Genomic DNA, 26,992 nt, shown 5'->3' with positions numbered 1-26,992 from the left:
CGAGGCATCTGTGAGCACCGAGGTGCCCTGACCTCAAGACAGCACCACCAGATGGTTGGGCAGTTCGTTGCGTTGGTGGGTGGCTGGCACATGTTGCTTGAGCTGTGCGCCGCAGGCCTCGATGCAGCCGAGAAAGCCTTGCAGGGTCTGGCCCTGTTTCACCTGTTGGGTAAAGGTCGCGACTATCGCCTGCCAGGTTTCGTCGGGTAGATGGGCGGAAATGCCGCGGTCGACCAGAATCTCCACGTAGTGCTCGGCCTCCGAGACGAAGATCAGCATGCCGGTGGCACCTGTGGTGTGGTGCAGGTTGTGTTCGAGAAACTGCCGGCGCGCCATATTGGCCGCGCGCCAATGGCGTACCGCGCGGGGGATCAAGCGGCTGGTCAGCGCCGGGGTGCGCAGCAGCAGGCTCAAGCCGGCAAAGCTCAGCCATTGCACCAGCAGCAGCTCCTGGGCGCTAAGCCAGCCACCAAAATAATTCAGCGCGCCTGGCACCAGCAGTGCCAGCACGCTGGCCCAGAGCAAGGGGATATAGGTGTAATCGTCGGCCCGCGCCGCGAGTACTGTGACCAGTTCGGCATCGGTCTCGCGCTCGACCGCGTTGATCGCCGCGGCGACCTGCCGCTGTTCGCTTTCATTCAATAAGGCCATGGGGTTTTTTACTCGTTGAATTGAATTACCAACCGCCGGAAGCGCCGCCGCCACCGAAGCTGCCGCCACCGCCGCTAAAACCACCGCCGCCACCGCCACCGAAACCGCCGCGGCCGAGGCTCGCACCCAGCAGGCCTGCTGCCAGTGCGCCACGACGTCCACGGCCACCGCCGCCGCCGATCAGGCCCATGACAACCATCATCAGGACGAAGAACAGGAGGGCCGGGGGTTTCTCTTCCTTGGCCCCATCCGCGCGTTCGACCTCCACCATCGGCTCGCCGCCGAGCACCTGGAGAATCGCCGCCACGCCGTCGCTAATGCCTTGGGCGTAGTCGCCGCTTTTGAATGCCGGGGTGATCACCTGGTTGATGATCACCGAAGACTGCGCATCGGTCAGGCGACCCTCGAGGCCGTAGCCGACCTCGATGCGCAATTTGCGCTCGTCGCGGGCGACCAATAGCAGAGCACCGTTGTCCTTGTCTTTCTCGCCGATGCCCCAGTGGCGGCCCAGCTGATAGCCAAAATCCTCGATCGGCAACCCTTGCAGATTCTCCAGGGTGACCACCACCAGCTGTTCGCCGTTGGCCTTCTCGTGGGCCGCCAGCTGCTCTGTCAGGCGGGCCACGGTGGCGGCGTCGAGCATCTGCGCCTGATCCACCACACGCCCGCTCAGCGCCGGAAACTCGGGTTGCGCCTGGGCCAGCCAGGCCCAGGCGCACAGCAGCAGAAACAGCGGCAAGCGCAGTGCGGCTGCCATCAGAATTTCACTTCCGGGGCTTTTTCCGCCGCCGGTGTGGTCGCTTCGAAGTTCGCCCGCGGCTGCATTTCGCCGTACATCAGGCTATGCCAGATGCGTCCGGGGAAGGTGCGCAGCTCGGTGTTGTAGCGCTCGACCGTGGTGATGAAATCGCGTCGGGCCACCGCGATGCGGTTTTCCGTGCCTTCCAGTTGCGACTGCAGGGCGAGGAAGTTCTGGTTGGATTTCAGATCCGGGTAGCGCTCGGAGACCATCATCAAGCGGCTCAAGGCACCGCTCAATTGCTGCTGGGCTTGCTCGAACTGGCGCATTTTTTCCGGCTGGTTGAGGGTGCTGGCGTCCACTTGAATGGAGGTGGCCTTGGCCCGCGCCTCGATCACTGCGACCAGGGTGTCCTGCTCCTGTTTGGCGAAGCCTTTGACGGTTTCCACCAGGTTGGGGATCAGGTCGGCACGCCGCTGGTATTGGTTTTCCACCTGGGCCCAGGCCGCTTTGACCTGTTCGTCGTAGGTGGGGATGTTGTTGATGCCGCAGCCGCTGAGCAGCACTGCCATCACCAGCAGGGCGGCTATCCGCCCACTGAACCCATATCCCGCTGTTGTCTGCATCTGCATGATTCGTCGATTTCCATTTCAGTCGTGAAAAAGAGGGCCACCCTAACGCGCCCTCGGCGGATAAGCCAAGCGCGACGGCTGTCGGATAAGGACAGCGAGTGACGTTCGACAGCCCTGCGCGCGGAAGATTCGTTGTTCTTCCCGAGGCGCGGGCCACCTGCGCAACAGAAACGCGATGCTCGGCTCCGGGCAGGGTAAACTGCGCGCATCCGTCTATTTGCCTTGCTGGTTACCCCCATGAGCTTCGCTTCCCTCGGCTTGATCGAGCCCCTGCTGCGCACCCTCGATAGCCTCGACTACAAAACCCCCACCGCCGTGCAGGCTCAGGCCATTGTGCCGATCCTCCAGGGCCGCGACCTGATGGCCGCAGCGCAGACCGGCACCGGCAAAACCGCAGGCTTTGCCCTGCCCGTGCTGCAACGGCTGATGATGGAAGGGCCGCAGGTTGCCAGCAACTCGGTGCGCGCCCTGGTGCTGGTACCGACCCGTGAGCTGGCCGAGCAGGTGCTGCAGAGCTTTATCACCTACGGCCAGGACCTGCCGCTGCGCAGTTATGCGGTGTATGGCGGGGTCAGCATCAACCCGCAGATGATGAAGCTGCGCAAGGGCCTCGACGTGCTGGTGGCCACCCCTGGTCGCTTGCTCGACCTCTACCGGCAGAACGCGGTGAAATTCAACCAGGTGCAAACCCTGGTGCTGGATGAAGCCGACCGCATGCTCGACCTGGGTTTTGCCAACGAGTTGGAAAGTGTGTTCCGCGCACTGCCGAAAAAGCGCCAGACCCTGCTGTTTTCCGCGACCTTCTCCGAAGCGATTCGCAGCATGGCCGGTGAGATGCTCAATGATCCGCTGAGCATCGAGGTCAGCCCGCGCAACGCCGCCGCCAAGTCGGTCAAGCAATGGCTGATCCCGGTGGACAAGAAGCGCAAGAGCGAGCTGTTTCTGCACCTGTATCAGGCCAAACGCTGGAGCCAGGCCTTGGTGTTTGTGAAAACCCGCAAGGGCGTCGACGAGCTGGAAGCCGAGATGCAGCGCCACGGCATCAGCGCCGACTCGATCCACGGCGACAAACCCCAGGCCACCCGCCAGCGCGCCCTACAACGGTTCAAGGATGGCGAGGTCAAGGTGCTGGTGGCCACCGATGTGGCGGCCCGCGGCCTGGATATCGACGATATGCCGCTGGTGGTCAACTTCGATTTGCCCATCGTCGCCGAGGACTATGTGCACCGCATCGGCCGCACCGGCCGTGCCGGCGCGGTGGGGCAGGCGGTATCGCTGGTGTGCGCCGATGAAGTGCAGCTGCTGTCGGCCATCGAAACCCTGACCCAGCAAGTGCTGCAGCGCATCGACGAGCCGGACTTTATCCCCGACCACCGCGTACCGCAGACCCTGCCCGGTGGCCAGGTAGTGAAAAAGCCGAAGAAGGCCAAGAAGCCGAAAGTAGTCGGCGGCGGCAAGGGCGGCAGCCTGGGCCGTTGGATGGAGGCAGATGAGCCGGCCGCACCGTCGGTCAAGGCCGTGCGCAAGGTGCCGAGCCTGGGCTCGCCTGCCAGGCCCACTTCCAAGAAGCGTTAACCGCTACGGCTTGGCCCGCTCGTAGGCACCGAGGTCGCAACGAGCCACGCCGTCTCCATCGCCATCGCGCGGCCGGGTCAGGCGTCTTTGATCATGGGCAGTGCAGGAGCCGATACCGGCGTCCACCGCCAGGCTGCCTTTGCGCAGCGCGTGCGAGGGTAATGTGGAGTTATTGCTGGCAAGCGGGTAAAGCAGGCGGGTAAAGGTGTTGGCGTTTTCGATGTAGAGATCGGCGGTGCAGTTGCCCGGCCCATTGCCCAGCAGCAGGCCGCGCGCCTGATAGGTGTAGACGTCGCCGCCATTGAGGCAGTTGAGGTTGTCCTCGTAGTAACCCGTATTGCCCGCGATCAGGCTGTTGCGGATCAGCAGCGTGCCGTAGTTGAGCAGCCCCAGGGTTTGGTTACTGGCAATGGTCACGTTGATCAACTGCATGGACGGCACGCCGGCATACATCGGGTAGTAGGAGCCGTTGGCGACAGCCGCGTCGTTGTCGGATGCGCTGCTGAAGCTATTGCCCGAGACGGTGACGTTGGTCAGCTTGAGTACGCCGCTGCCATCGTTGCGGATGGTGGCACCGGGGCCGTTCGCCGAGTGATACAGGAAGCTGCTGCGCGCCACGTCGGCGACGCCGATGTTGAACAACGCACCGCCGAGGGCGACCACATCGTCACCACTGGTAAAGTTGCTGTTGAACAGGCTGTCGCGTACCAGCAGTTCCCCCTGATTGAACAGCGCCCCGCCAAGGGCAAGGCCGGAGTCGCCGAAGCTGGTGTAATTGTCTTGAAAGTTCGCCCAGTACACCTCCAGCATCCCCTGGTTGTCGATTGCACCGCCCCCGCCCCGGCTGAATGGATGGGTAGCCTTGTTGGCGCGCAGGTGAACATGGTGCAACAGGCTGTGCCCATGGTTCTGCAACGCGCCGCCCGCTGCGGAGGTGCGGCCGTTGAGCAGGGTGAGATTGCGCAGAACCAGGCGGGCACCACTGAGCACCTCGAAGAGGCGGTCGTTGTTGTTGCCGTCGATGAGTGTCTGCTCGGCCCCCGCGCCGATGATCTCCAGGGTGCCGGTGATATCCAGATCACCATTGAGGTTGGCGTCCTCTTCGAGGATATCGAAGCCCTCGCTGTCGCGTGGGGTGGGTAGGGTCAGGCTGTAGGTAGCGGCACCCAGGCTAATGCGGTCCGCTCCTGGGGTGCTATTGGCCAGTACTACGGCTTCGCGCAGCGAGCAGTCGACATCACAAGCGCCATCAAGACTGTCCTCGGTTTTGCTGACCTGAATATCCAAGGCGGATGCGGCCAGCGGCACGAGTAGCAGGCCAAGTAGCGGAGCGTGAAAACGACGGGGGTGGGAGAGCAGCATGGTGACTCCATTCGGCCTGGGCCGTGCGTAGGGCGCGAACACTGCTTGGCTTCCGTGCATGGGTAGGGGGTGCGTCGGACTAAGGCCTGGCCCGCTCAAACGCGCCCAGGTCGCACACCGTCACTCCGTCGCCATTGCCGTCGCGTGGGCGGGTCAGGCGGCGCTGGTCGTGCTGGGTGCAGGAGCCGACGCCGCTGTCCAGGGCCAGGCTACCGCGGCGCAGGCCATAGGTCTGGGTGCGGCCGTTGTTGTCGGCCAGGGGCAGTAGCAATTTGGTAAAGGTCTGCTCGTAGGGCAGGTAAAGGTCGGCCGAACAGTTGCTCGGCTCGCTATTGAGCAGCAAGCCAATGGCTTGGTAGCGATACCTGGGGCCTTGATTGAGGCAGTTGGTCACCTCGTCGCCAAAATAGCCGAGGTTACCGGCGATCAGGCTGTTGCGAATCAGCAACTGGCCGCTGTTCTGCACGCCGTAGCCGGTGTTACCGGCAATGGTCACGTTGATCAGCGTGGCTTTGGGGTCATTGCTCGGCGGATTGCTGTAGTAGCCGTTGCTCAGCGCGCCGCCCGTGCCTACGTGGCCGCTGAGGGTGCTGTTGGTCAGCTTCAGCTCGCCGTTGTCGTCGTTGGCGATGGCGAAGCCGCGGCCGCCTTCCGAACCGCTGTTGGCGAAGAAGGTACTGCGGGAGATATCCGCCCGCCCGCCGTTGAAGATACCGCTGCCGACGGAGCGTTCGGCTTCGTCCGAGGCCTGGTTGCGCAGGAAGTTGCTGTCGCGCACCAACAGGTTGCCGCGGTTGAAGATGGCACCGCCGCGACCGAGGTTGTCGTCCATGTCGCCGCGCGAGCGGTTCTGCAGAAAGTCCGAGGAGTAAACCTCCAGGCTGCCGTAGTTGGCGATGCCGCCGCCCTGGCCGTAGCTATAGCCTTCCTCGCCGACGATTTCGCGATAGCTCGGGTTGCTGGTCGCGGCATGGTTGCCTTGCACCCGAACCCGCAGCAAATGCAGTTGGCCATGGTTTTCCACCGCGGCACCGTTGAATGCGCTGCGACCGTTTTCCAGAGCCAGGCTTTGCAGGTGCAGACTGGCACCGCTCAACACTTCCAGCAGGCGGTCGTTGCGGTAGGGCGGCTGGGCCGGGTCGATGCCGCTGATGATGGTCGACTCGCTACCGGTGCCGCGGATGTTCAGGGCATCGCTGATATCCAGGTCGCCATTGAGGTTGGCATCCTCGTCATAGCGAATTCCGGGTTCGCCGAATTCGGCGAGCAGGCTCAATACATAGCGTCCGGCCGGCAGCAGGATAAGGTCGGGGCCTGGCTGGCGATTGGCCGTGCTCACCGCATCGCGCAGCGAGCAGTGGGCATCGCAGATGCCGTCATGCTCATCCTCGGTGGTCGTGACTGGCAGTTCGGCCGCCTGCAGCGACAGGCTGCAGACGTAGAGGGCGGCGGCACCAAGACAATGGCTAAGGTGTGTGAGATGCATGGTGATTCTCCGGCAGACGAGCGGCTGCGCGGAGAAGACAGGGTTTCCGCGTGGGGAATAAATCTGACCTGGGCGATCAGGTACTGGTTCCGCACGGTAATGGGGAGTTACTCAGGGCGCGGCCTGAAGCGCCGCCAATTGCTTCTTGTGGGTAGCTGCAGCGGTCATGTCGTAGATCACCACGCAGACATGCTCGACGCTGCCCTGGCCGCCGGCCAGCGGCAGCAGGGTGACGTTCTGGTACATAAAGTCTTCCTGTCCGGTGATCGGCTGGTAGTTCTTGAAGTGCATCAGATAGGGGCGCTGTTCCCACAGGCTGAACGCGCGGGTGCCCAACTGCACCACGGTATCGACCTTGCGCCGTAGCCAGGTTTCGTCGATTTCCGGGAACAGGCTGAACAGGGTTTTGCCCTGCACTTCATCCGGGCCCATGCCTGAGTGGTTTTCCATAAAGCTGTTCCACACCTCCACCTGGTACTGGCGGTCGAGGACGATCACCCCGACATCGATGCACTGCACGATGTCGAGCAGCCAGTGCACTTCTTGGATATCTATCTGTGCGGGCATGGGCGTACCGTCTAGTTCATCAGGTAGTTGAGTTTGTGGGTCAGGCGTTTGATCGAGTCTTCGGTAAACAGCAACAGCAGGTCGAAGTGGATATTCTGCGCCTCCAGGCTGTAGCTGATTTCCACCGCCAGGGTCTTTTTCCAGCGCCGCTGGTTGATATGGATCAGCCGCTCGATGGAGGCATGCTGGCCCAGCAGCAGGGGGTGGCCCTGGGAGAAGCGCACATCGATCTGTTCGGCAATCCCGGCCAGGCACGCACCGATCAGGATGCTGGCCATGTCCAGGAGCATTTCCGAGGTTTCCAGGTCGTCCTTCGGCTGCCAGCCGAGCAGGCGCGCCATATCATCGGTTTCCGAGTCGTGGAACAGCAGCAGCGCCTCGCCAGCGATGCCGTCGCCGATAAAGCCCTGGCACACCGCGCTCAGGCGCTCGCCGCGCATGGCGTCGGTCAGGGTCATATGCAGCTCGCTGACTTCGAAGATATTCACCTGGGGCAGCGGCAACTGCACAAACACCCCCAGCACCTGAGCCAGCAGCGCCGCCGCGCGGCCCATGGCGACGTTGCTGACCTCGCGCAGGGCATCGCGAAAATTCACCTTCAGCTCATCGATCATCGCCGCCTGGGCCATGGCCCCGGGCGTGGCCTTGGGGTCGAACAGACCGAGTTCGAGCAGGGTGCTGCGCAGTATTTCGGGGTCGGCGGGCTTTTTGATAAAGGCCAGCGCGCCGAGTGCCTTGACCCGCCGTACGGCTTCGTCCTGCACGTCACCGGAAACCACCACCACCTTGCAGGCCAGGCCTTCGGCGCGCAGCGCGGCAAGGGTTTCGTAGCCATCCAGCACCGGCATGGTCAGGTCCAGCAGCATCACCTGGCCCAGGCCCTGGCGGATCGCCGCAAGGGCCTCCTCGCCATTGCCGGCCTGGCTGATGGTTACCGGCCATTCGGGCGGCAGGGCGCGGATCAACTGCTTGCGCGCCATATTCGAGTCGTCGCAGACCACTAGAGGGATCACGGCTGGAGAGCACCTGTGCGCGTGGAAAGAGCGCCGCTCTGGTCGGGGGCGGCTTCAGCCAAGCATAGTCGCAGATGTTTGCGGCGCGCGGTTACAGACCTGCATTTGGACCAACGCAGCATGCCCAAGCCCTGCTGTTGGCGAGGCGGACGGTAGATAACCGCTTTGCCCCATGGGTGGCCGGGGGCGAGAGGGGCCGGTGGTTGCGGCCGGTTAGCGTGGTTGGCGACCAGAGGGGCCACCAACCAGCCATATTGATTATTGAGCGGTTTGAATCAGTGTGCTTTCAGTCACGCCTTTACGGCCGGTGCTGTCATCCACCAGTTGCAGCTTATTGCGGGCAGAGAGCATCCCCATTTTTACTTCTTGCCAAACGAAATAGTTCTTCCCGGCTTCGGTTGCCAGCTGCAGAACAGAATCATTTTCTGCTTCGGATTTCAGCGTGTGCTGGCCGGCGGGCACTGTTAGTAGCATGTAGGTTTTGGCTACGGTCTTGCCCACTTTCTGGTCATTCAACGAAACGTCCATCTTCACGGCGGCACCCAGGTTTTCGTTGCGATACAGGTAAATGTTCGCTTTGTCGGCGGGGGCAGTGAAAGACTTGGCCTGAGCGTCATGGCTGGCATCTGCCATGGGGACGGAGGCGCAGCCTGTAGAGAGAGCAGCAGCGGTTAGAACGGTGGCCAGAGAGAGGTACTTCAGCATCCTTGACTCCTTGAGGTAGGTGCGCGAAGAGGCAGAAAGCCTCGCGCTTTTTGGGCTCGTCAAGGAGAGGTGGTTTTAGCTCGCACATCCTTGTCGAGGCGGCGAGAATAGAACGGGTGATGGCTAAATGCTAGTGCTTGAGCCGGTCCAATATGCCTAGGGCGGCGTGGCGGCCGCTGGCAAAGCAGGCAGTCAGCAGGTAGCCGCCAGTGGGGGCTTCCCAGTCGAGCATTTCCCCGGCGCAGAAGGTGCCGGGTAGGGCCTTGAGCATCAGCTGTGTATCTAGCTGCTCGAAAGGCACGCCGCCGGCTGTGCTGATGGCTTCATCCAGTGGCCGTGGGCGGATCAGCGTGATGGGCAGAGCCTTGATCGCGCCGGCCAGCTGCACGGGATCGTTAAAGGCGTCCTTGCTGGCCAGTTCACGCAGTAGCGCGACTTTGACTCCGTCGATACCGGCCTGGCGATGCAGGTGTTTGGCCATCGACTGCGAGCCGCGTGGCTTGCTCAGCGCCGCCTGCAGCTTGCTCAGCGGCGTCTGTGGCAGCAGATCGAGCTGCACGGTAGCGCTGCCATGCTGGTTGATCGTCTCGCGAATATCGGCCGACAGGGCGTAGACCAAGCTGCCTTCGATACCGCTGGCGGTCAGCACACACTCGCCCAGACGCGGCGCTGCACCAGCCAGGTTAAGACTGACGTTCTTTAGCGGCGCGCCGGCGAACTTGTCGCGCAGAAAGGGGCTCCAGGCGCTGACATCGAAGCCGCAGTTGCTCGCCTGCAAGGGCGCGATCTGCACGCCGCGTGCTTGTAGCAGCGGCACCCAGGTACCGTCCGAACCCAGTCGCGCCCAGCTGCCGCCGCCCAGGGCCAGCAGGGTGGCATCGACATGTACTGCGTGTTCGCCTGTGGGCGAGGCGATGCGCAGCGCGCCATGGTTATCCCAGCCCAGCCAGCGATGCCGTGTATGGATTTGCACGCCCAGTTCGCGCAGGCGCTTGAGCCAGGCGCGCAGCAGCGGCGCGGCTTTCATATCGGTGGGGAACACCCGACCCGAAGTGCCGACAAAAGTGTCGATACCCAGGCCATGAATCCAGACGCACAGGGCGTCGGCATCGAAGTCCTGCAGCAGTTCGGTCACTTCCGCTTGGCGCGCGCCATAGCGGCCGACAAAGGCCGGCTTGGCTTCGGAATGGGTGATATTCATGCCGCCGACCCCGGCCAGGAGAAACTTGCGCCCCACCGAGGGCATGCCGTCATACAGCTCGACCTGCACGCCACCCTGGGCCAATACCTCGGCCGCCATCAACCCGGCGGGGCCGCCGCCGATAATGGCAACGCGAGAGGCGGGCTGTTGAACGTGAGTGGTCATGGCTATGCCGGGCGGGAAATAAGGGCGTGCATTCTAACCGAGGCTGCCGCGACCTTGTTATTTGCCCGGGCTTCGGGCAGGGTCACGAGGAGCCTGTCGGACTTAACACTGTTCTACTGCGGAAAAACCGGACTTGGCCATTTTTGCTGCTCTTTCTCGTTAAATAGCCAGCTATTCGCGGGGCGGCCCCCCGCCTCGAAAGACCAACAAAACTGACTCAAGCCGGGCTTTTCCTCGCTACGAACGGTCAAGCCCGACAGGCTCCTAGAGAAATTTCTGCCTGGAGCCCCCTTATGTCTGACCTCTATCCCAGCATCGACCCTGACGGCCTGATCGAATACTCGGTGGTCTACACCGACCGCTCCCTCAACCATATGTCGCAGTCGTTTCAGGGCGTGATGAAGGATATCTCCAGCACCCTGAAGCATGTCTACAACGCCCATGCCGTGGCCATCGTGCCCGGTAGCGGCACCTTCGGCATGGAAGCGGTAGCGCGCCAGCTGGCCACCGGGCAGAAATGCCTGGTGCTGCGTAACGGCTGGTTCAGCTACCGCTGGACGCAGATTTTCGAGATGGGTCAGATACCCTCTGAGTCGATTGTGCTCAAGGCCCGCCAGGTAACCGACGGCAGCCAGGCGGCATTCGCTCCGCCCCGGCTTGCTGATGTGCTCGCGGTTATCGCTCTGGAAAAGCCCCGGGTGGTTTTCGCCCCGCATGTGGAAACCTCATCCGGCATGATCCTGCCGGATGATTACCTGCGCGCCGTGGCGGATGCCGTGCATGCGGTTGGCGGCCTGTTTGTGCTCGACTGCATTGCCTCCGGCACCCTCTGGGTGGATATGCAGGCCTGCGGCATCGACGTGCTGATCAGCGCCCCGCAAAAAGGCTGGAGCGCCTCGCCGTGCTGCGCCCTGGTGATGCTTAGCGAGGCAGCCCAGGCCCGCGTCGAAGCCACCCAGAGCACCAGCTTTGCCTGCGACCTGAAGAAATGGCTGCAGATCATGCAGGCCTACGAGCAGGGCGGTCACGCCTACCACGCCACCATGCCCAGCGATGCCCTGGCGCGTTTCCGCGACGCCATGTTCGAGGCCAAGACCCTCGGCTTTGCCGCCGTACGCAACCAGCAGCAGGAACTCGGCGAGCGCGTGCGCGCATTGCTGGCTAGCAAAGGCTTTAAAAGTGTCGCCGCTGAAGGCTTCGAAGCCCCCGGCGTGGTGGTCTGCTACACCACCGATGCCAGCATCAAGAACGGCAGCAAATTCGCCGCCCAAGGCCTGCAGATCGCCGCGGGCGTGCCGCTGCAGTGCGATGAGCCGGCGGACTTCCAGACCTTCCGCCTGGGGCTGTTCGGGCTGGACAAGCTGGGCAATATCCAACGCACTGTAGAAACGCTGGAGCAGGCGTTGGATAAGGTGTTGGCGGGGTAATTCCCGGGGCGCTGTTGGGTAAGTACACGTTGCTTACCCAGCAGTGCGGTATTAGGTTTCGGCTAGTTTTTTAATATTCGTTGTGCTTGTTGATAGATTTCAAGGTTTGAGTCTTTAAGTATTTTTATTATTTCGTTGTTTAGTTTTGTGCATTGGAGACTTATGTATATGCAGGTTTTTTGGCCTGTTGATTCAATGGTGTCGTTGACGATTTTCGTTAAATCTTTATTTATTTTCTCTCGCAGCTCGTATGGCGGTATTGGAAATTTTTCAATGTCTTTCTCTGACAAAAATAAAATGCAATTACGCCATGCTTTCGTATACCGCTCTATGGCGATGCTCCATTTTATACCTGTGTCGTCAAGTGCTTTCCTAATTTCTGTTAAGGTCGAATCCTCAGAGCCTGATGCTTTAGAGCAGTAATAGTGCTCCATGTTTGTTATGTGTCTATGGATTACTCTCAGGTCGTCAATGCTGTAGCCGAGCTCCTGAAATGCTTCAAATTTTTTCTGGTGGCGGAACTGCTCTCTCCACGCGTTTAGGGTATAAATCGCCACGGCAGCCATTGCAATAGCGGATAGATTGTTTAAAGGCTCTAGAATTTTTCCCCACTTAAGAAGGTGGTTTATTTCTATTCCAGCTATAGATGCTCCAATCACTATGCCCGTGGCTAGCAGCAAAATGCAGATGACGTATCTGTACTTATCCATGAATTTATCAATCGCCTTTATTGGTTTTATTTTGCGGAGTGTAAGTTTAAGCCGCAGGTACGATGGCTAGCGTAGCAGCCCGTAGGATGGGTTGAGCAACGCGATACCCATCAAACCGTCAATAAATCCCCCTGTTAATCCATCTCCTCGGTCAACCGCTCCCCATAACCCATCGGCTCTAACAGCCGATGGGTATCGCTACGCTCAACGCCATCCTACGGGCTGTTCTGTGCTTATTGCTCGGGCGCGTTCGTGGTTTTATCCAGCGCGCTCAGTATGGCGTGCGCGACCTTGATCCTGGCTGTGTTGGGGTAGTTCTTGTTGGCCAGCAGTACCAGGCCCAGATTCTGGCTGGGGACAAATACGGCGTAGGCACCGAAGCCGCCGGTGGAGCCGGTTTTATTGAACAGGCTATCGCCCGGCTCGAACTCCGGTGGCAGCAGGCGCGTGGCGGGTTGCGCTTCCAGGGCCATGGCCGGGGAGTTGCCAGCCTGCAGTCGTTCCAGGCTGATCGGGTAGGGGTAGCGCTCCCAGCCGAGGCCCTGGGTCATCTCGCCGACGCGGTAATAGCCGCTGTGGGTCATGGCGATGGCGCGTTGTAGGTCTTCGCTCAGGCCTGCAGGATTGAGGTTGGCCTGGACAAAACGCAGCATGTCCTTGGCGTTGGTTTTTACCCCGTAGGCTTCGGCGTCGAGCATCCCCGGTGTAACCCGCAGCGGTTGGTTGTCTTTGCTGTAGCCGTAGGCATAGCGCGGCATCTGCGCAGTCGGCACCTGGATATAGCTGTGCGGCATGCCGAGCGCGGGGAACAGCGTGCCTTCCATAAGGGTGGGGAACGGCTGGCCCATGCTCTTGGCGGCGAGCATGCCGAGCAGACCAATGCTGGGGTTGGAATAGCGTCTGTGAGTACCAGCGATATGCTCGGGCTGCCACTGGCGGTAATAGGCGAGCATGCTGGCCGGGTCGGTCACGTTGTCAGGGAACTGCAGCGGCAGCCCCCCGGCGGTGTAGGTGCCGAGGTTGAGCAGGCTGGCGTGTTCCAGCTGGCTGCCGCGCAGCTCAGGCCAGTGCTGTCCGGCGCTGTCGGAGAGGGTCAGTTTGCCGGTGGTCTGCGCCAGGGCGGCTAGGGTGGCGGTGAGGGGTTTACTCAGTGAGCCGATTTCAAACAGGGTGTCGCGGGTCACCGCTTGCTGGTCGTCCAGGCGCGCCACGCCATAGTTGAAGTAGTGGGCCTGGCCGTTGTGGCTGATCGCTACGGCCATGCCGGCGATATCGTATTCCTCCATTACCGGGCGGACGCTGGCGTCCACCAGCGATTGCAGCCTGTCTGTTGCTTGCGCGGCAGTGCAGGTGGCAAGTGCGAGTGCGGTCAGCAGTGTTTTGAGTCTTCCGTGCATAGTGTGCGAGATTCCTTGATCGTGAAGATGCGCGATATGACCGCGCCCGGTGCTGGTTTTATCCCGGCTCTGTGCCGTTGATGCGTGGCATGACTGGGCAGGCCAGAACCCGTCTTGCAAAGACTGCAACAGGTAGGGTGCGCCGTGCGCACCAAGGATTTGCAACCGGGTTGGTGCGCACGGCGCACCCTACGGGCCAGGCCATCCCAGGCTCAGTGGTGATGGTCGAATGCAATACGTTATCCCAGCCCGCGTGCCTGCCAGACCTTTGCCGCGCTGTGATGCAGTATGCCGTGGCGTTTGGCCAGGGCCATGCGGTCCTTGTCGTAGCCGCCGCCGATCAGCCCGACTACGGGGATATCGCGGCCCAGGCAGTGGTTGAGCACTGCTTGGTCACGGGCGGCGATGCCGGCGTCAGTCAGGTTGAGGTAGCCGAGGGCGTCGTGCTGGTGCACATCGACGCCGGCGTCGTAGAGCACGATATCCGGCTGATACAGCGGCAGCAGGTAGTTCAGGGTGTCATCCACCACCTTGAGATACTCGGCATCGCCCATACCGTTGGGCAGGGGAATATCCCAGTCGCTAAGCGCCTTGCGCGCCGGGTAGTTCTTCTCGCAATGCAGCGATACGGTGATCGCCTCCGGGGTGTTTTCCAGCAGGCGCGCGCTGCCGTCGCCCTGGTGCACGTCGCAGTCGAAGATCAGCACACGCTGGGCCTTGCCGCTGGCCAGCAGGTACTGACTGATCACCGCCAGGTCGTTGAAGATGCAGAAACCGGCTGGGTGATCGTAATGCGCATGGTGGGTGCCGCCGGCCAGGTGGCAGGCCAGGCCGTGCTGCAGGGCTTGTTCAGCGGCCAGCAGCGAGCCGCCCACGGCGCGAATGGTGCGCTGCGCCAGGGCTGCACTCCAGGGCAGGCCGAGGCGGCGCTGCTCTTCATGGGCCAGTTCGCCGCTGGCAAAACGCTGGATATAGGCCGGGCAATGGGCCAGGGCCAGCACGTCCGCTGGACAGCGTTCTGGGCGTAGCAGCTCGGCGTCGGTGCACAGGCCGCTATCGATCAAGTGATCGCGCAGCAAGCGAAACTTTTCCATAGGGAAGCGGTGGCTGGCCGGGAAGGGCGGGCTGTAATCGTCGTGATAGACCAGCGGCAGGCGCATGGTGGCGGGCTCGAGCGGAAGTGGCCGAAGTATGGCGGCAGGCTCTGCTTACGCTCAAGCCCAGCAGTCTATTGGCTAAAATGCTGCCATTATTGTCCGCATCCATCTTTCAGCCGGGCCGACAAGCCTTGGCAAAGTCTTTACCATCGTGCCCCCAGTCAGGTGCGTTAACAGGAGAGCATGCATGAGTCAGGTGTTGAATGAGTTGGTTGCCCTGCTGACCCTGGAAACCATCGAAGAAAATCTATTCCGCGGCGTCAGCCAGGACCTCGGTTTTCGCCAGCTGTTCGGCGGCCAGGTGTTGGGCCAGTGCGTCTCGGCGGCCAGCCAGACGGTCGACTCCGCGCGCCATGTGCACTCCATGCACGGCTACTTTTTGCGCCCCGGCGATGCCACGCTGCCGGTGGTCTATCAGGTCGACCGGGTGCGCGATGGCGGCAGTTTCAGCACGCGGCGGGTGACGGCGATCCAGAAGGGCAAGCCGATCTTTACCTGCAGCGCGTCGTTCCAGTTCGATGAAGAAGGTTTTCATCACCAGAACCCCATGCCGGAAGTGCCGGGGCCGGAAGAGCTGAAGTCGGAAACCGAGCTGGCTCGCATGGTTGCGGCGATGATTCCCGAGCGTATGCGCGAGCGCGCTACCAGCGACAAACCCATCGAAATTCGCCCGGTAACCTTGATCAACCCCTTTGCGCCCAAGCCCTGCGAGCCGGTCAAGCATGTGTGGTTCCGCGCCGCCGCGCCGCTGCCAGACGAGCCGCAACTGCACAAGTTGCTGCTGGCCTACGCGAGTGATTTCAACCTGCTGACCACCTCGATGCAGCCCCATGGCGTGTCGGTGTTCCAGAAGTTTATGCAGGTCGCCAGCCTCGACCACTCCCTGTGGTTCCACGGCAACCTGCGGATGGACGACTGGTTGCTGTACAGCATGGACAGCCCCTGGGCCGGCAACGCCCGTGGCTTCTCCCGTGGAAGCATCTTCAATCGCCAGGGCCAGTTGGTCGCCTCGGTGGCGCAAGAGGGGCTGACCCGCGTGCGTGAGGATTGGAAGTGAAGCTGAGCAGTATCCGTCACTGGGTATTCGATATGGACGGCACCCTGACCCTGGCGGTGCACGACTTCGAGGCCATCAAGCGGGCGCTGGATATTCCTCTGGAGGACGACATCCTCGGCCATCTGGCCGCGCTGCCTGAGGCTGTGGCAGCAGCCAAGCACGCCTGGCTGCTGGAGCATGAGCGCGAATTGGCGCTGACCGCCGAGCCGGCACCGGGTGCGATCGAACTGGTGCGCGAGCTGCATGGGCGTGGCTGTCGCCTCGGCATCCTTACTCGCAATGCCCATGAACTGGCGCTGCTGACCCTGCGCGCCATTGGCCTGGATGACTGCTTTGCCGTACCGGACGTGATCGGCCGTGATGAAGCGCCGCCCAAGCCCGACCCCGGCGGTTTGCTGCATTTCGCCAGAACCTGGCAGGTTGCGCCGAGCGAGCTGGTGATGGTCGGCGATTACCGCTTCGACCTGGAATGCGCCCGCGCTGCCGGGGCGCGCAGCGTGCTGGTCAACCTGACGGAAAACCCCTGGCCGGAGCTGGCCGACCATTTCGCCGTGGATTGCCGGGCGTTGCAGCAGGCGTTGTAGGGTGCGCTGTGCGCACCGTCTGGCAACCGCAGTGTGTAGCCCGGATGCAATCCGGGGCAGCGTGCGTCGGCCCCGCAATTCCTCGGATTGCATCCGGGCTACGGGCAAGTGCAGTGTCGTTTAATGACAGCAGCCGGACTCCAGATCCTTGAGGATCGGGCAGTCCGGGCGGTCGTTGCCCTGGCAGTGGTCCATCAAGTCCTTGAGGGTGTCGCGCAGGCCGCTGAGTTCCTCGATCTTGCGTTCCAGTTCGGCGATATGCCCGGCGGCCAGGGCCTTGACGTCGGCGCTGGCGCGCTGGCGATCCTGCCACAGGGCCAGTAGCTGGCTGACTTCGGCGAGGGAAAAGCCCAGATCACGCGAGCGTTTGATAAAGGCCAGGCGATGCAGGTCGTGCGCGTTGTACTGACGGTAGCCGCTGTCGGTGCGGCCGGCGGCGGGTAGCAGGTCGATGCTTTCGTAGTAGCGAATCATCTTGGCGCTAAGGCCGGTTTGCTTGGCGGCTTGGCCGATATTCATTTTTTGTCTCCCAATCTGCTTGCGTAGGATGGGTGAAACCCATCAGGCGATGATGGGTTGGCACCCATCCTACGAATCGATCATGCCAAGGCTGCTAGCGCTGATCCTTGGGTTTCCAGGTCTTCAGCAGCAGAGCATTGCTCACCACGCTAACACTGGACAGCGCCATGGCTGCGCCGGCGAGCATCGGGTTAAGCAGCCCGGCGGCCGCCAGGGGAATGCCGACCAGGTTGTAAGCGAAGGCCCAGAACAGGTTCTGGCGGATCTTGTTGTAGGTGCGCCGGCTGATATCCAGGGCGTCGGCCACCAGGCGCGGGTCGCCGCGCATCAGGGTGATGCCGGCGGCGTGCATAGCCACATCGGTGCCGCTGCCCATGGCAATGCCAACATCGGCGGCGGCCAGAGCTGGGGCGTCGTTGATGCCGTCGCCGACCATGGCCACCACCGCATCTTTTTTCAGCTTGCTGATGATCGCCGCCTTGTCCGCTGGCAGCACTTCGGCATGGGCCGCCGTGATGCCCAGGGTCTGAGCCACGGCCTGCACGCTGCCCTGGTTGTCGCCGCTGATCAGGTGGCTGGCGATGCCCTGGGCGTTCAGTGCGGCGATGGCTTCGCCTGCGCCTTCTTTCAGGGTGTCGCCAAAGGCGAACAGGCCGAGCACCCGCGGTTGCGGTGCCAGCTCCAGCAGCCAGGACAGGGTGCGGCCTTCGGCTTCCCAGGCCTGGGCGTCGGCGGCCAGTTCTTCGTTGTGCAACTGCTGTTCGTCGAGCAGGCGTTTGTTGCCCAGGGCCAGTTGCCGTTCGCCTATCCGTCCGGCGATACCACGGCCGGCCAGGGCCTTGCTTTCCGTGACCTCGGCCAGTTCCAGCTGTTGCTGGGTGCAGGCATCCAGCACGGCCTTGGCCAGTGAGTGTTCGCTGCCGCGCTGCAGGGCACCGGCCAGTTGCAGCAGGGTCGCGCTGTCGCCGTCGAGCGCCGTCATATGGGCGATGCGTGGCGCGCCCGAGGTCAGGGTGCCGGTCTTGTCGAAGGCCACCAGGGTTACTGAGTGAGCGATTTCCAAGGCTTCGGCGTCCTTGATCAGGATGCCGTGGCGCGCTGCCACGCCGGTGCCGGCCATGATTGCGGTGGGGGTGGCCAGGCCCAGGGCGCAGGGGCAGGCGATGACCAGTACCGCCACGGCATTGAGCAGCGCGGCTTCGATGCCCGCACCGAGCAACAGCCAGACCAGCAGGGTGGCGAGGGCAATCAGCAGCACCGCCGGGACGAACACCTGGCTGACTTTATCCACCAGTTTCTGGATCGGCGCTTTCGCGGCCTGGGCGTCCTCGACCAGGCGGATGATGCGGGACAGCACGGTTTCCGCGCCTAGAGCGGTGGTTTCCACCAGCAGGCGGCCCTCGCCGTTGATCGCCCCGGCGGTGACGCTGTCACCCGGCTGTTTGGGCTGCGGCAGGCTCTCGCCGCTGATCAGCGCCTCGTCGGCATGGCTCTGGCCTTGCGTGACCCGCCCGTCGACCGGGAAGCGTTCGCCGGGCTTGACCACGATGGCGTCGCCCAGTTGCAGCTCACCCAGCGCCACCCATTGTTCGACGCCATCTTGCAGGCGCAAGGCGCGCTCCGGGCGTAGCGCCTGCAAGGCGCGGATGGCGCTGCTGGTCTGGCGTTTGGCGCGGCTTTCCAGGTATTTGCCGAGCAGGATCAGGGTGATGATCACCGCCGAGGCTTCGAAATACAGATGGGGCATGCTGCCGGGCGGGCTTATCGCCCACTGATAGAGGCTCAGGCCGTAGGCGGCGCTGGTGCCGATGGCCACCAGCTGATCCATATTCCCGGCCCGGGCGCGCAGGGCGCTCCAGGCGGCGCGGTAGAAGCGTGCACCGAAGACGAACTGCACCGGGGTGGCCAGGGCGAATTGCACCCAGGCCGGTAGCATCCAGTGCAGGCCGAAGGGGTCGGCGAGCATGGGGATAACCAGGGGCAGGGTCAGTAGCATGGCCAGGCCCAGCGCCCAGCGCTCCCGTTGTAGCAGGCGCTCGGCCCCGGCCTGCGCGGGACGCTCGGCGTCTACCAGGCTGGCGCTATAGCCGGCCTGCTGCACCGCACTCAGCAGGGTTTGTGGGTCGAGACCGCGAACGATCTGCACTTGCGCGCGCTCGCTGGCCAGGTTGACGCTGACCGACAGCACGCCCGGCTGCTTGGCCAGGGCGCGTTCGATGCGTCCGGCGCAGCTGGCGCAGGTCATACCGCCGAGGGCCAGTTCCAGGCGTGTGCTGGGTACCTGGTAGCCGGCGCTTTCGACGGCGTTCACCAGGCGCTCGAGGCTGTCGGCCGGAGCCTGGATGCGCGCCTGCTCGCTGGCCAGGTTGACGCTGACCGTGCCGACCTCGGTTACTTTGGCCAGGGCGCGCTCGACGCGTCCGGCACAGCTGGCGCAGGTCATCCCGCTGATCGGCAGGTCGAAGGTGGTAAGGCTGGACATGGGTGGTCCTCCATTGAGTTCCAGCACAGGATCAACCTTGCCATGCTGGCAAGGTCAAGTGCTGTTTTATGCCTTGACCTTACCCATGGGGCAAGCCTGACACTAGTGTCGCGTCACAGAGCATTTGTCGTGGAGTCCGGGTTGTAGGAGCTGCTGGACGGCACTCCGCCATGCCGGCGATTCGCACGCATGGCGTGCTCCTACAGGTTTGCGACATGTGCACACACTAGCGGTCATCCATTCAAGCAGGAGAGTAAAGATGCAGGTATCTCAGGTTCACGCATTCCGGGTCGATGGCATGACCTGCCAACATTGCGTCAAGACCATTACCGAGGCGCTGTTGGCCTGCGACCCGGCGGCTGATGTGAAGGTGAAGTTTCCCGGCGGCGAAGTGCGGGTGAGCAGCACTGTGGCGGTGGATCAGCTGATGGTGGCGATCGTCGAGCAGGGCTACGGCGTCAGCCTGGCGTAAGTACTGCAGTGTCTGGCCAGTCGCGGATCAGCCCGCGAAAGCAGGCATCGACCATCGGCGCGGTGTCGCTGAGCGGGTCGAACAGATTGGGGTCGCGCGACCAGTCGTGGAACAGACCGATCAGCAGCGCGTGTACCGACCGCGCAGCCAGGCGCGGGCTTAGCCCCGGGTGCAAGCGCGGGGCGACGGCCGGGGCACTGAACTGCTGCTCGCAGAGTTCGATAAACAGGTTGATAAAGGCCTCGTGGCGCTCTTCGGCTTCGCGCAGCTCTTCGGTGAATTCGCAGCGGCGCAGCAGGATGGTGAAGATGCGCTTCTTCTGCGGGTCGCGGGCCAGGTTTTCGATGGCCTCGATGCACAGCTCGCGCAGGGTCAGCAGTGGGTCGTGCTCGGGGCAGCCACGCATGCGTTCGGCCAGCTGTTCGGGCGGCAGGCGTACCTGGCCGAGCATGGCGTTGAACAGGTGCGCCTTGTTGGCAAAGTGCCAATACACCGCGCCGCGCGTCACCCCAGCATGCCGCGCAATGTGCTCCAGGCTGGTGTGCGCCACGCCTTTTTCCAGAAACAGGGTTTCGGCAGCGGCCAGGATGGCGCAGCGGGTTTGCTCGGCTTCTTCTTTGGTTCGGCGCATGGCGGCAGGCTGATTTCTGGCTAGGCTCAAGGCGTTGGTGGCCAAAGTGTAATGAAGTTAAGGGTAATGTTCTATTTACAAACACTTGTGTATGTAACTAGCATTGCCAGTCTCAAATGAAGCGCCCCGCTTTGCCCCGGAGACACTCATGCTTTTTTCCCGTCATTTCCCCGTTACCCTCGGGGCTTTGTTGTTTGCATCCCTCGCGTCTGCACTGCAGGCCGCCGATGCACCGCCTGCACCCGAGGTGGTGGTGGAAACCGTCAAGGCCGAGGCGTTGCCGCTGGAGTTGGAATATTCCGCGCGTACCGCCGGTTACCGCGAGGTGCAGGTGCGCGCTCAGGTCAGTGGCATCCTGCAGGAACGCACCTATCTGGAAGGTAGCCAGGTCAAGCAGGGCCAGGTGATGTTTCGCATCGACCCGCGCACCTATCAGGCCGCACTGAGCCGCGCCAAGGGCGCGCTGGCCCAGGAGCAGGCGCGCTACCGGCAGACCGAGCGCGATCTCAAGCGCATCCGCGAGCTGCAGAAAAAGGGCTTCGCCAGCGAGAGTGAGCTGGATAACGCCATCTCCAACTTCGAACAGAGCAAGGCCAATATCCAGGCTGCCGAGGCCGAGGTGCTGTCCAAGCAGATCGACCTCGACTACACCACGGTGAAAGCGCCGATTTCCGGGATCACCAGCAAGGAAACCGTCTCCGAAGGCAGCCTGATGGTGGCCGGCGACCCGAATGCCAGCCTGCTGAGCAATATCACCCAGCTCGATCCCATCTACGTCAACTTCGCCGCCCCGGACTCCGATGTGGAAGGCGTGCGCAGCGGCCTGCAGAACGGCAGCCTGGTGCTGCCTGAAGACGGCAAGATGAGTGTGCAGATCACCCTGGGCGACGGCGCGATCTACCCGCTGGAAGGCAAGGTGGACTTTACCGACAGCCTGATCGATCGCGGCACCGGCACTGTCAGCGCCCGCGCCGTGGTCCCCAACCCCGAGCAGAAGCTGCTGCCCGGGCAGTTCGTGCGGGTGCGGGTTCTGGGCTTGAATATGCCCAACGCGATGACCCTGCCTGAGCGGGCGGTTGCCCAGGGCCCAGGCGGCACCTTTGTTTATGTGGTGGATGAAGGCGGCGTGGCGCGTATGCGTCAGGTCACCACCGGGCACACCGCCAAGGGGCGCTGGGTGATCGTCTCCGGCATCAGCGCTGGCGAGCGGGTAATTGTTGAGGGCCTGCCCAAGGTGCGCCCGGACAGCCCGGTAAAAGTTGTCGCCCCCGCCGCCAGCCAATCCTAAGGAGCGTTTCCGGTGATCTCACGCTTCTTTATCGACCGCCCGGTGTTCGCCGCGGTCATTTCCATCGTTATCGTGCTGGCGGGCCTGATGGCCATGCGCAGCCTGCCGATTGCCCAGTACCCGCAGATCCTCCCGCCGCAGGTGTCGGTCAGCGCCAGCTATGGCGGGGCCAGCGCCCAGGTGATCGCCGAAACGGTGGCCGCGCCGCTGGAGCAGTCGATCAACGGCGTCGAGGGGATGATCTACCAGCAGTCCAACTCCGGCGGCAACGCCATGAGCCTGTCGGTGTATTTCGAGGTCGGGCGCGACCCGGACCAGGCCACTATCGACGTCAACAACCGGGTGCAGGCCGCCCTGGCCAAACTGCCGGAGGAAGTGCGTCGGCAGGGCGTCAAGGTGCAGAAGAAGTCTTCGGACATCCTTCAGGTGGTGACCCTGTATTCCCCGGATGGCTCGCGCGACCCGGTGTATATCAGCAACTACGCGCTGATCAACGTGATCGACGAACTCAAGCGCCTGCCGGGTATCGGCGACGTCACCCAGTTCGGTTCGAAAGACTATTCCATGCGTATCTGGCTGCGCCCGGACAAGCTGGCGCAGTTCAACCTGACGCCCACCGACGTGGTCAATGCGATCCGTGAGCAGAACTCGCAGTTCGCCGCCGGCAGCTTCGGCCAGCAGCCGCTCAAGCAGGAGCAGGACTTCACCTACACGGTGACCACCCAGGGCCGCTTCACCGACCCGAAAGAATTCGAAAACGTGATTCTGCGTACCGATGACACCGGTGCCAGCCTGTTGCTCAAGGATGTCGCGCGGATCGAGCTGGGGGCCCAGGACTACTCGCTGATGACCTCGCTCAACGGTCAGCAGAACGCCGCCTTCGGCGTCTACCTGCAACCCGGAGCCAATGCCCTGGACGCCGCGGCCGCGGTCAACGCCACGCTGGAACGACTGTCGAAGAACTTCCCCAGCGGCATGACCTACACGGTGCCCTACGACACCACCAAATTCGTTCAGGTGTCGATCAAGGAGGTGATCCACACCTTCTTCGAGGCCCTGGTGCTGGTGGTGCTGGTGGTGTTTATCTTCCTGCAGAACTGGCGCGCCACGCTGATCCCGGTGCTGGCCATTCCGGTGTCGTTGATCGGCACCTTTGCCGGCATGTATCTGCTCGGCTTCTCCATCAACCTGCTGACCCTGTTCGGCATGGTGCTGGCCATCGGTATCGTGGTGGACGACGCCATTGTGGTGATCGAAAACGTCGAGCGGGTCATGGCCACCGACAAGCTCGGCCCGCGCGAGGCGACCATCAAGGCCATGGAGGAAGTCACCGGGCCGATCATCGCCATCGTCCTGGTGCTCTGCGCGGTATTCGTGCCGGTGGGCTTCCTCGGCGGCCTGGCCGGGGAGATGTATAAACAGTTCGCCATCACCATTGCCGTGTCGGTGGTGATCTCCGGCATCGTCGCTCTGACCCTGAGCCCGGCACTGTGCGCCTTGCTGCTCAAACCGGGTCATCACGAGCCGGCGGCCCCTTTCCGCGCTTTCAACCGGGTCTTCGACAAGCTGACTAGCGGCTACACCGCAGGGGTGCGCTTCTTCCTCAAGCGTTCGGCGGTCGGCCTGCTGTTGTTCGGCGCGATGGCTGCGCTGATCGTGGTGCTGTTCAACCGGGTGCCCAGCTCCCTGGTGCCCAATGAAGACCAGGGCTATGTGATCAACGCCTACTTCCTGCCACCCGCCGCCTCGCTGACCCGCACCGAGAAGCTCACCAGCGACGTGACCCAGCAGCTGATGGCGCACCCTGCAGTAAAGGACGTGGTGACCTTCGCCGGCTTCGACGTGCTGACCTTCGGTACCCGTAGCAACGCCGGGGTGTCCTTTGTACCGCTGAAAGACTGGAGCGAGCGCACCACCCCCGAGCTGGACGCGCGCAACCTGACCGGCGAATTTATGGGCATGGGTGCGGCGCAGAAGGACGGCATGGTGATGAGCTTCAATCCGCCGCCGATCACTGGCATGAGCACCACCGGCGGTTTCGAAGGCTATATCCAGGATCGCAGCGGCGGCACCACCGCGCAGCTGGCCGAGAAGGTCCAGGCCTTCCTCGCCGCTGCGGCCCAGCGCCCTGAGCTGGCTGGGGTGCAGAGCACCTTCAGCGCCAACGTGCCGCAGTACTTTATCGACCTGGACCGCACCAAGGCGCGCGCCCTGGGCGTACCGGTCAATGATGTATTCACCGCTATGCAGGCGACCTTCGGCAGCTACTACGTCAACGACTTCAGCCTGTATGGACGCACCTTCCAGGTCAGCCTGCAGGCCGAGGCGGAGTTCCGCAGCAAGCCGGAAGACCTGTCCCAGGTCTATGTGCGCGCCGCCAGTGGTGAGCTGGTGTCGCTGGCCAGCCTGGTCAAGGTCGAGCGGATTCTCGGCCCGGATACCTACGCGCGCTTCAACGTCTACCCGGCGGCGAAGATTCTCGGCGGGCCGGCACCGGGTTACAGCTCAGGTCAGGCGTTAGGCGCGATTCAGCAAGTGGCGGATGAAGTGCTGGGCAGCGATTACAGCATCGGCTGGACCGGCTCGGCCTTCCAGGAACTGGCGTCCCAGGGCTCGGGCAGCAGTGCCTTCATCTTCGGCCTGATCATGGTGTTCCTGATTCTCGCCGCGCAGTACGAGCGCTGGACCCTGCCGCTGGCGGTGGTTACCGCGGTGCCGTTTGCGGTATTCGGGGCGATTCTCGCGGTGTGGCTGCGCGGTATCGAGAACGACCTGTACTTCCAGGTCGGCCTGGTCACCCTGATCGGTCTGGCGGCGAAAAACGCCATCCTGATCGTCGAGTTTGCGGTGTTAAACCGGCAGCAGGGCATGGGCATCTTCGAGTCGGCGCTGGAGGCCTCGCGCCTGCGTTTCCGCCCGATCATCATGACCTCCCTGGCGTTTATCCTCGGCGTTGTGCCGCTGGCGATCAGCTCGGGCGCAGGCTCGGCCAGTCGTCATTCGATCGGCACCGGGGTGATCGGCGGCATGCTGGCGGCGACCTTCCTGGCGATCTTCCTGATTCCGATGTTCTACCTGCTGGTGGAATCGCTGGCAGAGAAGATCGGCAAGGGCCGTAGGGTGGGTTAGGCGCGTGCGCAGAGGCTCGGTCAGGCCGGAGCCTTTGGCGCGCCGTAACCCACCAGGCGGGATATACCGATTACCGCCTGGTGGGTTACGTGGCGCGCTACTTTCGTCGTTGTCGTGCTAGCCCGGTTCCGCGCCACTAACCCACCCTACGAACCGGAACGTCATTCGTTTAACCGCTTGCACTATTGAGCCACCATGCCCCTACGTATTCTGCTGATCCTTGGCGCGCTGAGCGCCTTCGGGCCTCTGGCCATCGATTTCTATCTGCCGAGCTTCCCCACCCTGGCGCGGGTGTTCGCCACCGATGTTGAGCATGTGCAGCTATCGCTGTCGGCCTATTTTGCCGGGCTGGCCATTGGTCAGCTGATCTATGGGCCCCTGGCCGATCGTTTCGGCCGGCGCAAGCCGCTGCTGGCCGGGGTACTGCTGTTCAGCCTGGCGTCGCTGGCCTGCGCCCTGGCCCCGAGCCTGGAGTGGCTGATCGGCGCGCGCTTCGTCCAGGCCCTGGGCGGCTGCGCCGGCATGGTGGTGTCGCGGGCGGTGGTGCGCGACCTGTGCGACCCGATCAATTCAGCCAAGGCGTTTTCCCAGCTGATGCTGGTGATGGGCCTGGCCCCGATCCTCGCGCCGCTGGCGGGTGGCTTGCTGCTGAGCACCCTGGGCTGGCCGTCGATCTTTATCTGCCTGGCCCTGTTCGGCACCCTGTGCCTGCTGGCCGTGGCCTTGTGGCTGCCGGAAACCCTGGCCAAGGATGCACCGCCTGTTCAGCCGGGATACATGGGTAACGCCTGTCGGGAGACATGGGTAACGGGTTGTTGATCCTCACTTGCGCTTTCTCAAGTCGAGCTGGCGGATGGTCTTGTGGATGAAAATTACATCGTAGACGTCATCCACCTTGGTCGGGCGGATGGCCACTCGCTCGCCCAGCAGACCGCCACCAACAAAACGGCTTTTACCTTCAAATCGAACCTGCCCTGTTCCACTCACCTTGAGCACCCTATCTCCAGGTTCATACTCAATTTCCGGCAGTTGTTCCGGATAGCTGCGCACGCTGGGCTGGTAGCGCGATATCGGTGGTAACTGGCCCAGCGCCTCATGAGGCCGCTGCTGGTTGTATTGTGACCGCCAGTGATCCATCACGCGCTGGCAGTGTTGCAGATCGCTGAAGGTGCGATGTAGCAGCTCCCGCTTGAGGGTTTGATGGAAGCGCTCCAGCTTGCCCTGGGTCTGTGGGTGATGAGGGCGGCTATGGCTAACTTCGATGCCCAGGCGCATCAGCCAGACCTCCAGTGTCGATAAGCCGCCTTCGATGTTCGAACCCCAGGGTGGGCCGTTATCTGCCGTTATTCGGCGAGGCAGGCCATAGCGACGAAAAACCTGGATCAGCTTGGGGCGGACCAGCTCCAAACGCTCCCCCTCACAGGACTCCAGGCAAAGCGCAAAGCGTGAGTGGTCATCCAGCACCGTCAGTGGGTGACAGCGTGGAGAGTGGCGATCCGAGAGGTGGAAGTTGCCCTTGAAGTCGATCTGCCACAGCTCGTTTGGCCGCTCATGCTCAAAGCGCCGAGTCGCCGGGGCATGCGCCTCCCCGGCGTTATAGCGCACCTGGCAACCGTGGCGGCGGAGAATCGCATCGATGGTGCTGTGGTGCGGTCGCTTAACCCCATCGGGCAACAAGCAGAGAAGCTTGCGAGCCCCCCAGTAAGGAAATTGGTGGTGTAGCCGCACCACCTCCTGCTCCAGCTCAGAACTACTTCGTCTTGGACTTTGCAGTGGGCATCGGGATTGATCCTGAAGCCCTGTATCGCCTTGCTCTCGATAGCGATGCAGCCATTTGTACGCGGTCTTGGGGCTGATCTCATAGCGTCGACAGAGCTCTCGAATATTGCTCTGGGGCTGCTCGGCTAACAACACGAATTCGCGTCGTATCGACATGGTGGTGCACTCCTGCCACGGCATCGCTCGAACTCCTCATTCGAAAGATTCCGTAAGCCTAAATGCGTTACCTATGTCTCCCGACACCTGTTACCTATGTCTCCCGGC

Annotated in this window: 23 protein-coding genes and 1 pseudogene; 8 read left to right on the top strand and 16 right to left on the bottom strand. The window is 62.6% G+C overall.

Features of this window, described 5'->3' with window-relative positions:
• Window positions 1–33: 33 nt before the first annotated feature.
• The 3 genes from VMP31_RS03340 to VMP31_RS03330 are packed head-to-tail and all read right to left on the bottom strand — an operon-like array spanning window position 34 to window position 2,016.
• Entirely contained in the window at window positions 34–651 is a 618-nt protein-coding gene (locus VMP31_RS03340; RefSeq protein ID WP_325504057.1) for a TPM domain-containing protein, read from the bottom strand.
• Window positions 652–676: 25 nt separating this feature from the next.
• Window positions 677–1,408, bottom strand: coding sequence for a TPM domain-containing protein (locus VMP31_RS03335; RefSeq protein WP_325504055.1), 732 nt, complete (start codon window positions 1,406–1,408; stop codon window positions 677–679).
• Window positions 1,408–2,016: a LemA family protein gene (locus VMP31_RS03330; protein WP_325504132.1), complete on the bottom strand. Its 609-nt coding sequence runs from the start codon at window positions 2,014–2,016 to the stop codon at window positions 1,408–1,410. Before VMP31_RS03330 ends, VMP31_RS03335 begins: the two co-directional genes overlap by 1 nt.
• Before the next feature lie 243 nt (window positions 2,017–2,259).
• Here VMP31_RS03330 and VMP31_RS03325 point away from each other — a divergent pair, with 243 nt between their 5' ends.
• Entirely contained in the window at window positions 2,260–3,597 is a 1,338-nt protein-coding gene (locus VMP31_RS03325) for a DEAD/DEAH box helicase (protein WP_325504053.1), read from the top strand.
• Window positions 3,598–3,600: 3 nt separating this feature from the next.
• On the opposite strand, the gene VMP31_RS03320 is transcribed toward VMP31_RS03325, so the two are convergent.
• The 6 genes from VMP31_RS03320 to VMP31_RS03295 form a co-directional block, all read right to left on the bottom strand.
• Complete coding sequence (locus tag VMP31_RS03320) at window positions 3,601–4,959, bottom strand: CSLREA domain-containing protein (protein ID WP_325504051.1); 1,359 nt, start codon at window positions 4,957–4,959, stop codon at window positions 3,601–3,603.
• 79 nt (window positions 4,960–5,038) lie between these two features.
• Entirely contained in the window at window positions 5,039–6,445 is a 1,407-nt protein-coding gene (locus tag VMP31_RS03315) for a CSLREA domain-containing protein (RefSeq protein ID WP_325504049.1), read from the bottom strand.
• 111 nt (window positions 6,446–6,556) lie between these two features.
• Window positions 6,557–7,012 carry a PAS domain-containing protein gene (locus VMP31_RS03310; RefSeq protein WP_325504047.1) on the bottom strand — a complete coding sequence of 152 codons (456 nt, stop codon included), beginning with the start codon at window positions 7,010–7,012 and terminating at the stop codon, window positions 6,557–6,559.
• 11 nt (window positions 7,013–7,023) lie between these two features.
• Window positions 7,024–8,025 carry a response regulator gene (locus tag VMP31_RS03305; protein WP_325504045.1) on the bottom strand — a complete coding sequence of 334 codons (1,002 nt, stop codon included), beginning with the start codon at window positions 8,023–8,025 and terminating at the stop codon, window positions 7,024–7,026.
• A 258-nt stretch (window positions 8,026–8,283) separates the two neighbouring features.
• Window positions 8,284–8,730: a DUF2846 domain-containing protein gene (locus VMP31_RS03300; RefSeq protein WP_325504043.1), complete on the bottom strand. Its 447-nt coding sequence runs from the start codon at window positions 8,728–8,730 to the stop codon at window positions 8,284–8,286.
• Between the two features lie 130 nt (window positions 8,731–8,860).
• Window positions 8,861–10,096, bottom strand: coding sequence for a TIGR03862 family flavoprotein (locus VMP31_RS03295; protein WP_325504041.1), 1,236 nt, complete (start codon window positions 10,094–10,096; stop codon window positions 8,861–8,863).
• A 293-nt stretch (window positions 10,097–10,389) separates the two neighbouring features.
• Here VMP31_RS03295 and VMP31_RS03290 point away from each other — a divergent pair, with 293 nt between their 5' ends.
• Window positions 10,390–11,523, top strand: coding sequence for an aminotransferase class V-fold PLP-dependent enzyme (locus VMP31_RS03290; RefSeq protein ID WP_325504039.1), 1,134 nt, complete (start codon window positions 10,390–10,392; stop codon window positions 11,521–11,523).
• Window positions 11,524–11,585: 62 nt separating this feature from the next.
• Here VMP31_RS03290 and VMP31_RS03285 read toward each other — a convergent pair whose 3' ends face one another.
• The 3 genes from VMP31_RS03285 to VMP31_RS03275 all read right to left on the bottom strand — a co-directional run bounded on the left by VMP31_RS03285 (window position 11,586) and on the right by VMP31_RS03275 (window position 14,790).
• Window positions 11,586–12,233, bottom strand: a complete 648-nt coding sequence (locus tag VMP31_RS03285) for a hypothetical protein (protein ID WP_325504037.1) — start codon at window positions 12,231–12,233, stop codon at window positions 11,586–11,588.
• Between the two features lie 233 nt (window positions 12,234–12,466).
• Window positions 12,467–13,630, bottom strand: coding sequence for a class C beta-lactamase (ampC, locus tag VMP31_RS03280; protein WP_325504035.1), 1,164 nt, complete (start codon window positions 13,628–13,630; stop codon window positions 12,467–12,469).
• A 239-nt stretch (window positions 13,631–13,869) separates the two neighbouring features.
• Complete coding sequence (locus VMP31_RS03275; RefSeq protein ID WP_325504033.1) at window positions 13,870–14,790, bottom strand: histone deacetylase; 921 nt, start codon at window positions 14,788–14,790, stop codon at window positions 13,870–13,872.
• A gap of 184 nt (window positions 14,791–14,974) precedes the next feature.
• Here VMP31_RS03275 and tesB point away from each other — a divergent pair, with 184 nt between their 5' ends.
• Complete coding sequence (gene tesB, locus VMP31_RS03270; RefSeq protein ID WP_325504032.1) at window positions 14,975–15,844, top strand: acyl-CoA thioesterase II; 870 nt, start codon at window positions 14,975–14,977, stop codon at window positions 15,842–15,844.
• A complete protein-coding gene (locus VMP31_RS03265; RefSeq protein ID WP_325504030.1) occupies window positions 15,841–16,428 on the top strand; it encodes an HAD family hydrolase in 588 nt (195 codons plus the stop codon). The genes tesB and VMP31_RS03265 overlap by 4 nt, the downstream gene beginning before the upstream one ends.
• 120 nt (window positions 16,429–16,548) lie before the next feature.
• On the opposite strand, the gene cueR is transcribed toward VMP31_RS03265, so the two are convergent.
• Together cueR and VMP31_RS03255 are read right to left on the bottom strand one after the other, a co-directional pair.
• Entirely contained in the window at window positions 16,549–16,947 is a 399-nt protein-coding gene (cueR, locus tag VMP31_RS03260; RefSeq protein ID WP_325504028.1) for a Cu(I)-responsive transcriptional regulator, read from the bottom strand.
• Between the two features lie 94 nt (window positions 16,948–17,041).
• Complete coding sequence (locus VMP31_RS03255) at window positions 17,042–19,429, bottom strand: heavy metal translocating P-type ATPase (protein ID WP_325504026.1); 2,388 nt, start codon at window positions 19,427–19,429, stop codon at window positions 17,042–17,044.
• 259 nt (window positions 19,430–19,688) lie between these two features.
• Between VMP31_RS03255 and VMP31_RS03250 the strand changes: the two genes are divergently transcribed.
• Window positions 19,689–19,901: a heavy-metal-associated domain-containing protein gene (locus VMP31_RS03250; RefSeq protein WP_325504024.1), complete on the top strand. Its 213-nt coding sequence runs from the start codon at window positions 19,689–19,691 to the stop codon at window positions 19,899–19,901.
• Here VMP31_RS03250 and VMP31_RS03245 read toward each other — a convergent pair.
• Window positions 19,888–20,532, bottom strand: a complete 645-nt coding sequence (locus VMP31_RS03245) for a TetR family transcriptional regulator (RefSeq protein ID WP_325504022.1) — start codon at window positions 20,530–20,532, stop codon at window positions 19,888–19,890. The genes VMP31_RS03250 and VMP31_RS03245 overlap by 14 nt on opposite strands.
• Before the next feature lie 148 nt (window positions 20,533–20,680).
• On the opposite strand from VMP31_RS03245, the gene VMP31_RS03240 reads away from it, so the two are divergent.
• The 3 genes and pseudogenes from VMP31_RS03240 to VMP31_RS03230 form a co-directional block, all read left to right on the top strand.
• Window positions 20,681–21,820, top strand: a complete 1,140-nt coding sequence (locus tag VMP31_RS03240) for an efflux RND transporter periplasmic adaptor subunit (protein ID WP_325504020.1) — start codon at window positions 20,681–20,683, stop codon at window positions 21,818–21,820.
• A 12-nt stretch (window positions 21,821–21,832) separates the two neighbouring features.
• Window positions 21,833–24,949, top strand: a complete 3,117-nt coding sequence (locus VMP31_RS03235; RefSeq protein WP_325504018.1) for an efflux RND transporter permease subunit — start codon at window positions 21,833–21,835, stop codon at window positions 24,947–24,949.
• Window positions 24,950–25,144: 195 nt separating this feature from the next.
• Window positions 25,145–25,714, top strand: a pseudogene (locus VMP31_RS03230) (Bcr/CflA family efflux MFS transporter); the annotation flags it as partial.
• 57 nt (window positions 25,715–25,771) lie between these two features.
• On the opposite strand, the gene VMP31_RS03225 reads toward VMP31_RS03230, so the two are convergent.
• Entirely contained in the window at window positions 25,772–26,908 is a 1,137-nt protein-coding gene (locus VMP31_RS03225) for an IS481 family transposase (RefSeq protein WP_325504016.1), read from the bottom strand.
• Window positions 26,909–26,992 lie beyond the last annotated feature (84 nt).

The sequence above is a fragment of the Pseudomonas sp. genome (genome assembly GCF_035512415.1).
Lineage (GTDB): Bacteria > Pseudomonadota > Gammaproteobacteria > Pseudomonadales > Pseudomonadaceae > Aquipseudomonas.
This window is presented reverse-complemented; position numbering and strand designations above follow the sequence as displayed.

What these genes read in the sequence shown, in the direction of transcription:
- VMP31_RS03340 (WP_325504057.1), bottom strand. Translation starts at nt 651, where the DNA reads ATGGCCTTATTGAATGAAAGCGAACAGCGGCAGGTCGCCGCGGCGATC.
- VMP31_RS03335 (WP_325504055.1), bottom strand. Translation starts at nt 1,408, where the DNA reads ATGGCAGCCGCACTGCGCTTGCCGCTGTTTCTGCTGCTGTGCGCCTGG.
- VMP31_RS03330 (WP_325504132.1), bottom strand. Translation starts at nt 2,016, where the DNA reads ATGCAGACAACAGCGGGATATGGGTTCAGTGGGCGGATAGCCGCCCTG.
- VMP31_RS03325 (WP_325504053.1), top strand. Translation starts at nt 2,260, where the DNA reads ATGAGCTTCGCTTCCCTCGGCTTGATCGAGCCCCTGCTGCGCACCCTC.
- VMP31_RS03320 (WP_325504051.1), bottom strand. Translation starts at nt 4,959, where the DNA reads ATGCTGCTCTCCCACCCCCGTCGTTTTCACGCTCCGCTACTTGGCCTG.
- VMP31_RS03315 (WP_325504049.1), bottom strand. Translation starts at nt 6,445, where the DNA reads ATGCATCTCACACACCTTAGCCATTGTCTTGGTGCCGCCGCCCTCTAC.
- VMP31_RS03310 (WP_325504047.1), bottom strand. Translation starts at nt 7,012, where the DNA reads ATGCCCGCACAGATAGATATCCAAGAAGTGCACTGGCTGCTCGACATC.
- VMP31_RS03300 (WP_325504043.1), bottom strand. Translation starts at nt 8,730, where the DNA reads ATGCTGAAGTACCTCTCTCTGGCCACCGTTCTAACCGCTGCTGCTCTC.
- VMP31_RS03295 (WP_325504041.1), bottom strand. Translation starts at nt 10,096, where the DNA reads ATGACCACTCACGTTCAACAGCCCGCCTCTCGCGTTGCCATTATCGGC.
- VMP31_RS03290 (WP_325504039.1), top strand. Translation starts at nt 10,390, where the DNA reads ATGTCTGACCTCTATCCCAGCATCGACCCTGACGGCCTGATCGAATAC.
- VMP31_RS03285 (WP_325504037.1), bottom strand. Translation starts at nt 12,233, where the DNA reads ATGGATAAGTACAGATACGTCATCTGCATTTTGCTGCTAGCCACGGGC.
- ampC (WP_325504035.1), bottom strand. Translation starts at nt 13,630, where the DNA reads ATGCACGGAAGACTCAAAACACTGCTGACCGCACTCGCACTTGCCACC.
- VMP31_RS03275 (WP_325504033.1), bottom strand. Translation starts at nt 14,790, where the DNA reads ATGCGCCTGCCGCTGGTCTATCACGACGATTACAGCCCGCCCTTCCCG.
- tesB (WP_325504032.1), top strand. Translation starts at nt 14,975, where the DNA reads ATGAGTCAGGTGTTGAATGAGTTGGTTGCCCTGCTGACCCTGGAAACC.
- cueR (WP_325504028.1), bottom strand. Translation starts at nt 16,947, where the DNA reads ATGAATATCGGCCAAGCCGCCAAGCAAACCGGCCTTAGCGCCAAGATG.
- VMP31_RS03255 (WP_325504026.1), bottom strand. Translation starts at nt 19,429, where the DNA reads ATGTCCAGCCTTACCACCTTCGACCTGCCGATCAGCGGGATGACCTGC.
- VMP31_RS03250 (WP_325504024.1), top strand. Translation starts at nt 19,689, where the DNA reads ATGCAGGTATCTCAGGTTCACGCATTCCGGGTCGATGGCATGACCTGC.
- VMP31_RS03245 (WP_325504022.1), bottom strand. Translation starts at nt 20,532, where the DNA reads ATGCGCCGAACCAAAGAAGAAGCCGAGCAAACCCGCTGCGCCATCCTG.
- VMP31_RS03240 (WP_325504020.1), top strand. Translation starts at nt 20,681, where the DNA reads ATGCTTTTTTCCCGTCATTTCCCCGTTACCCTCGGGGCTTTGTTGTTT.
- VMP31_RS03225 (WP_325504016.1), bottom strand. Translation starts at nt 26,908, where the DNA reads ATGCCGTGGCAGGAGTGCACCACCATGTCGATACGACGCGAATTCGTG.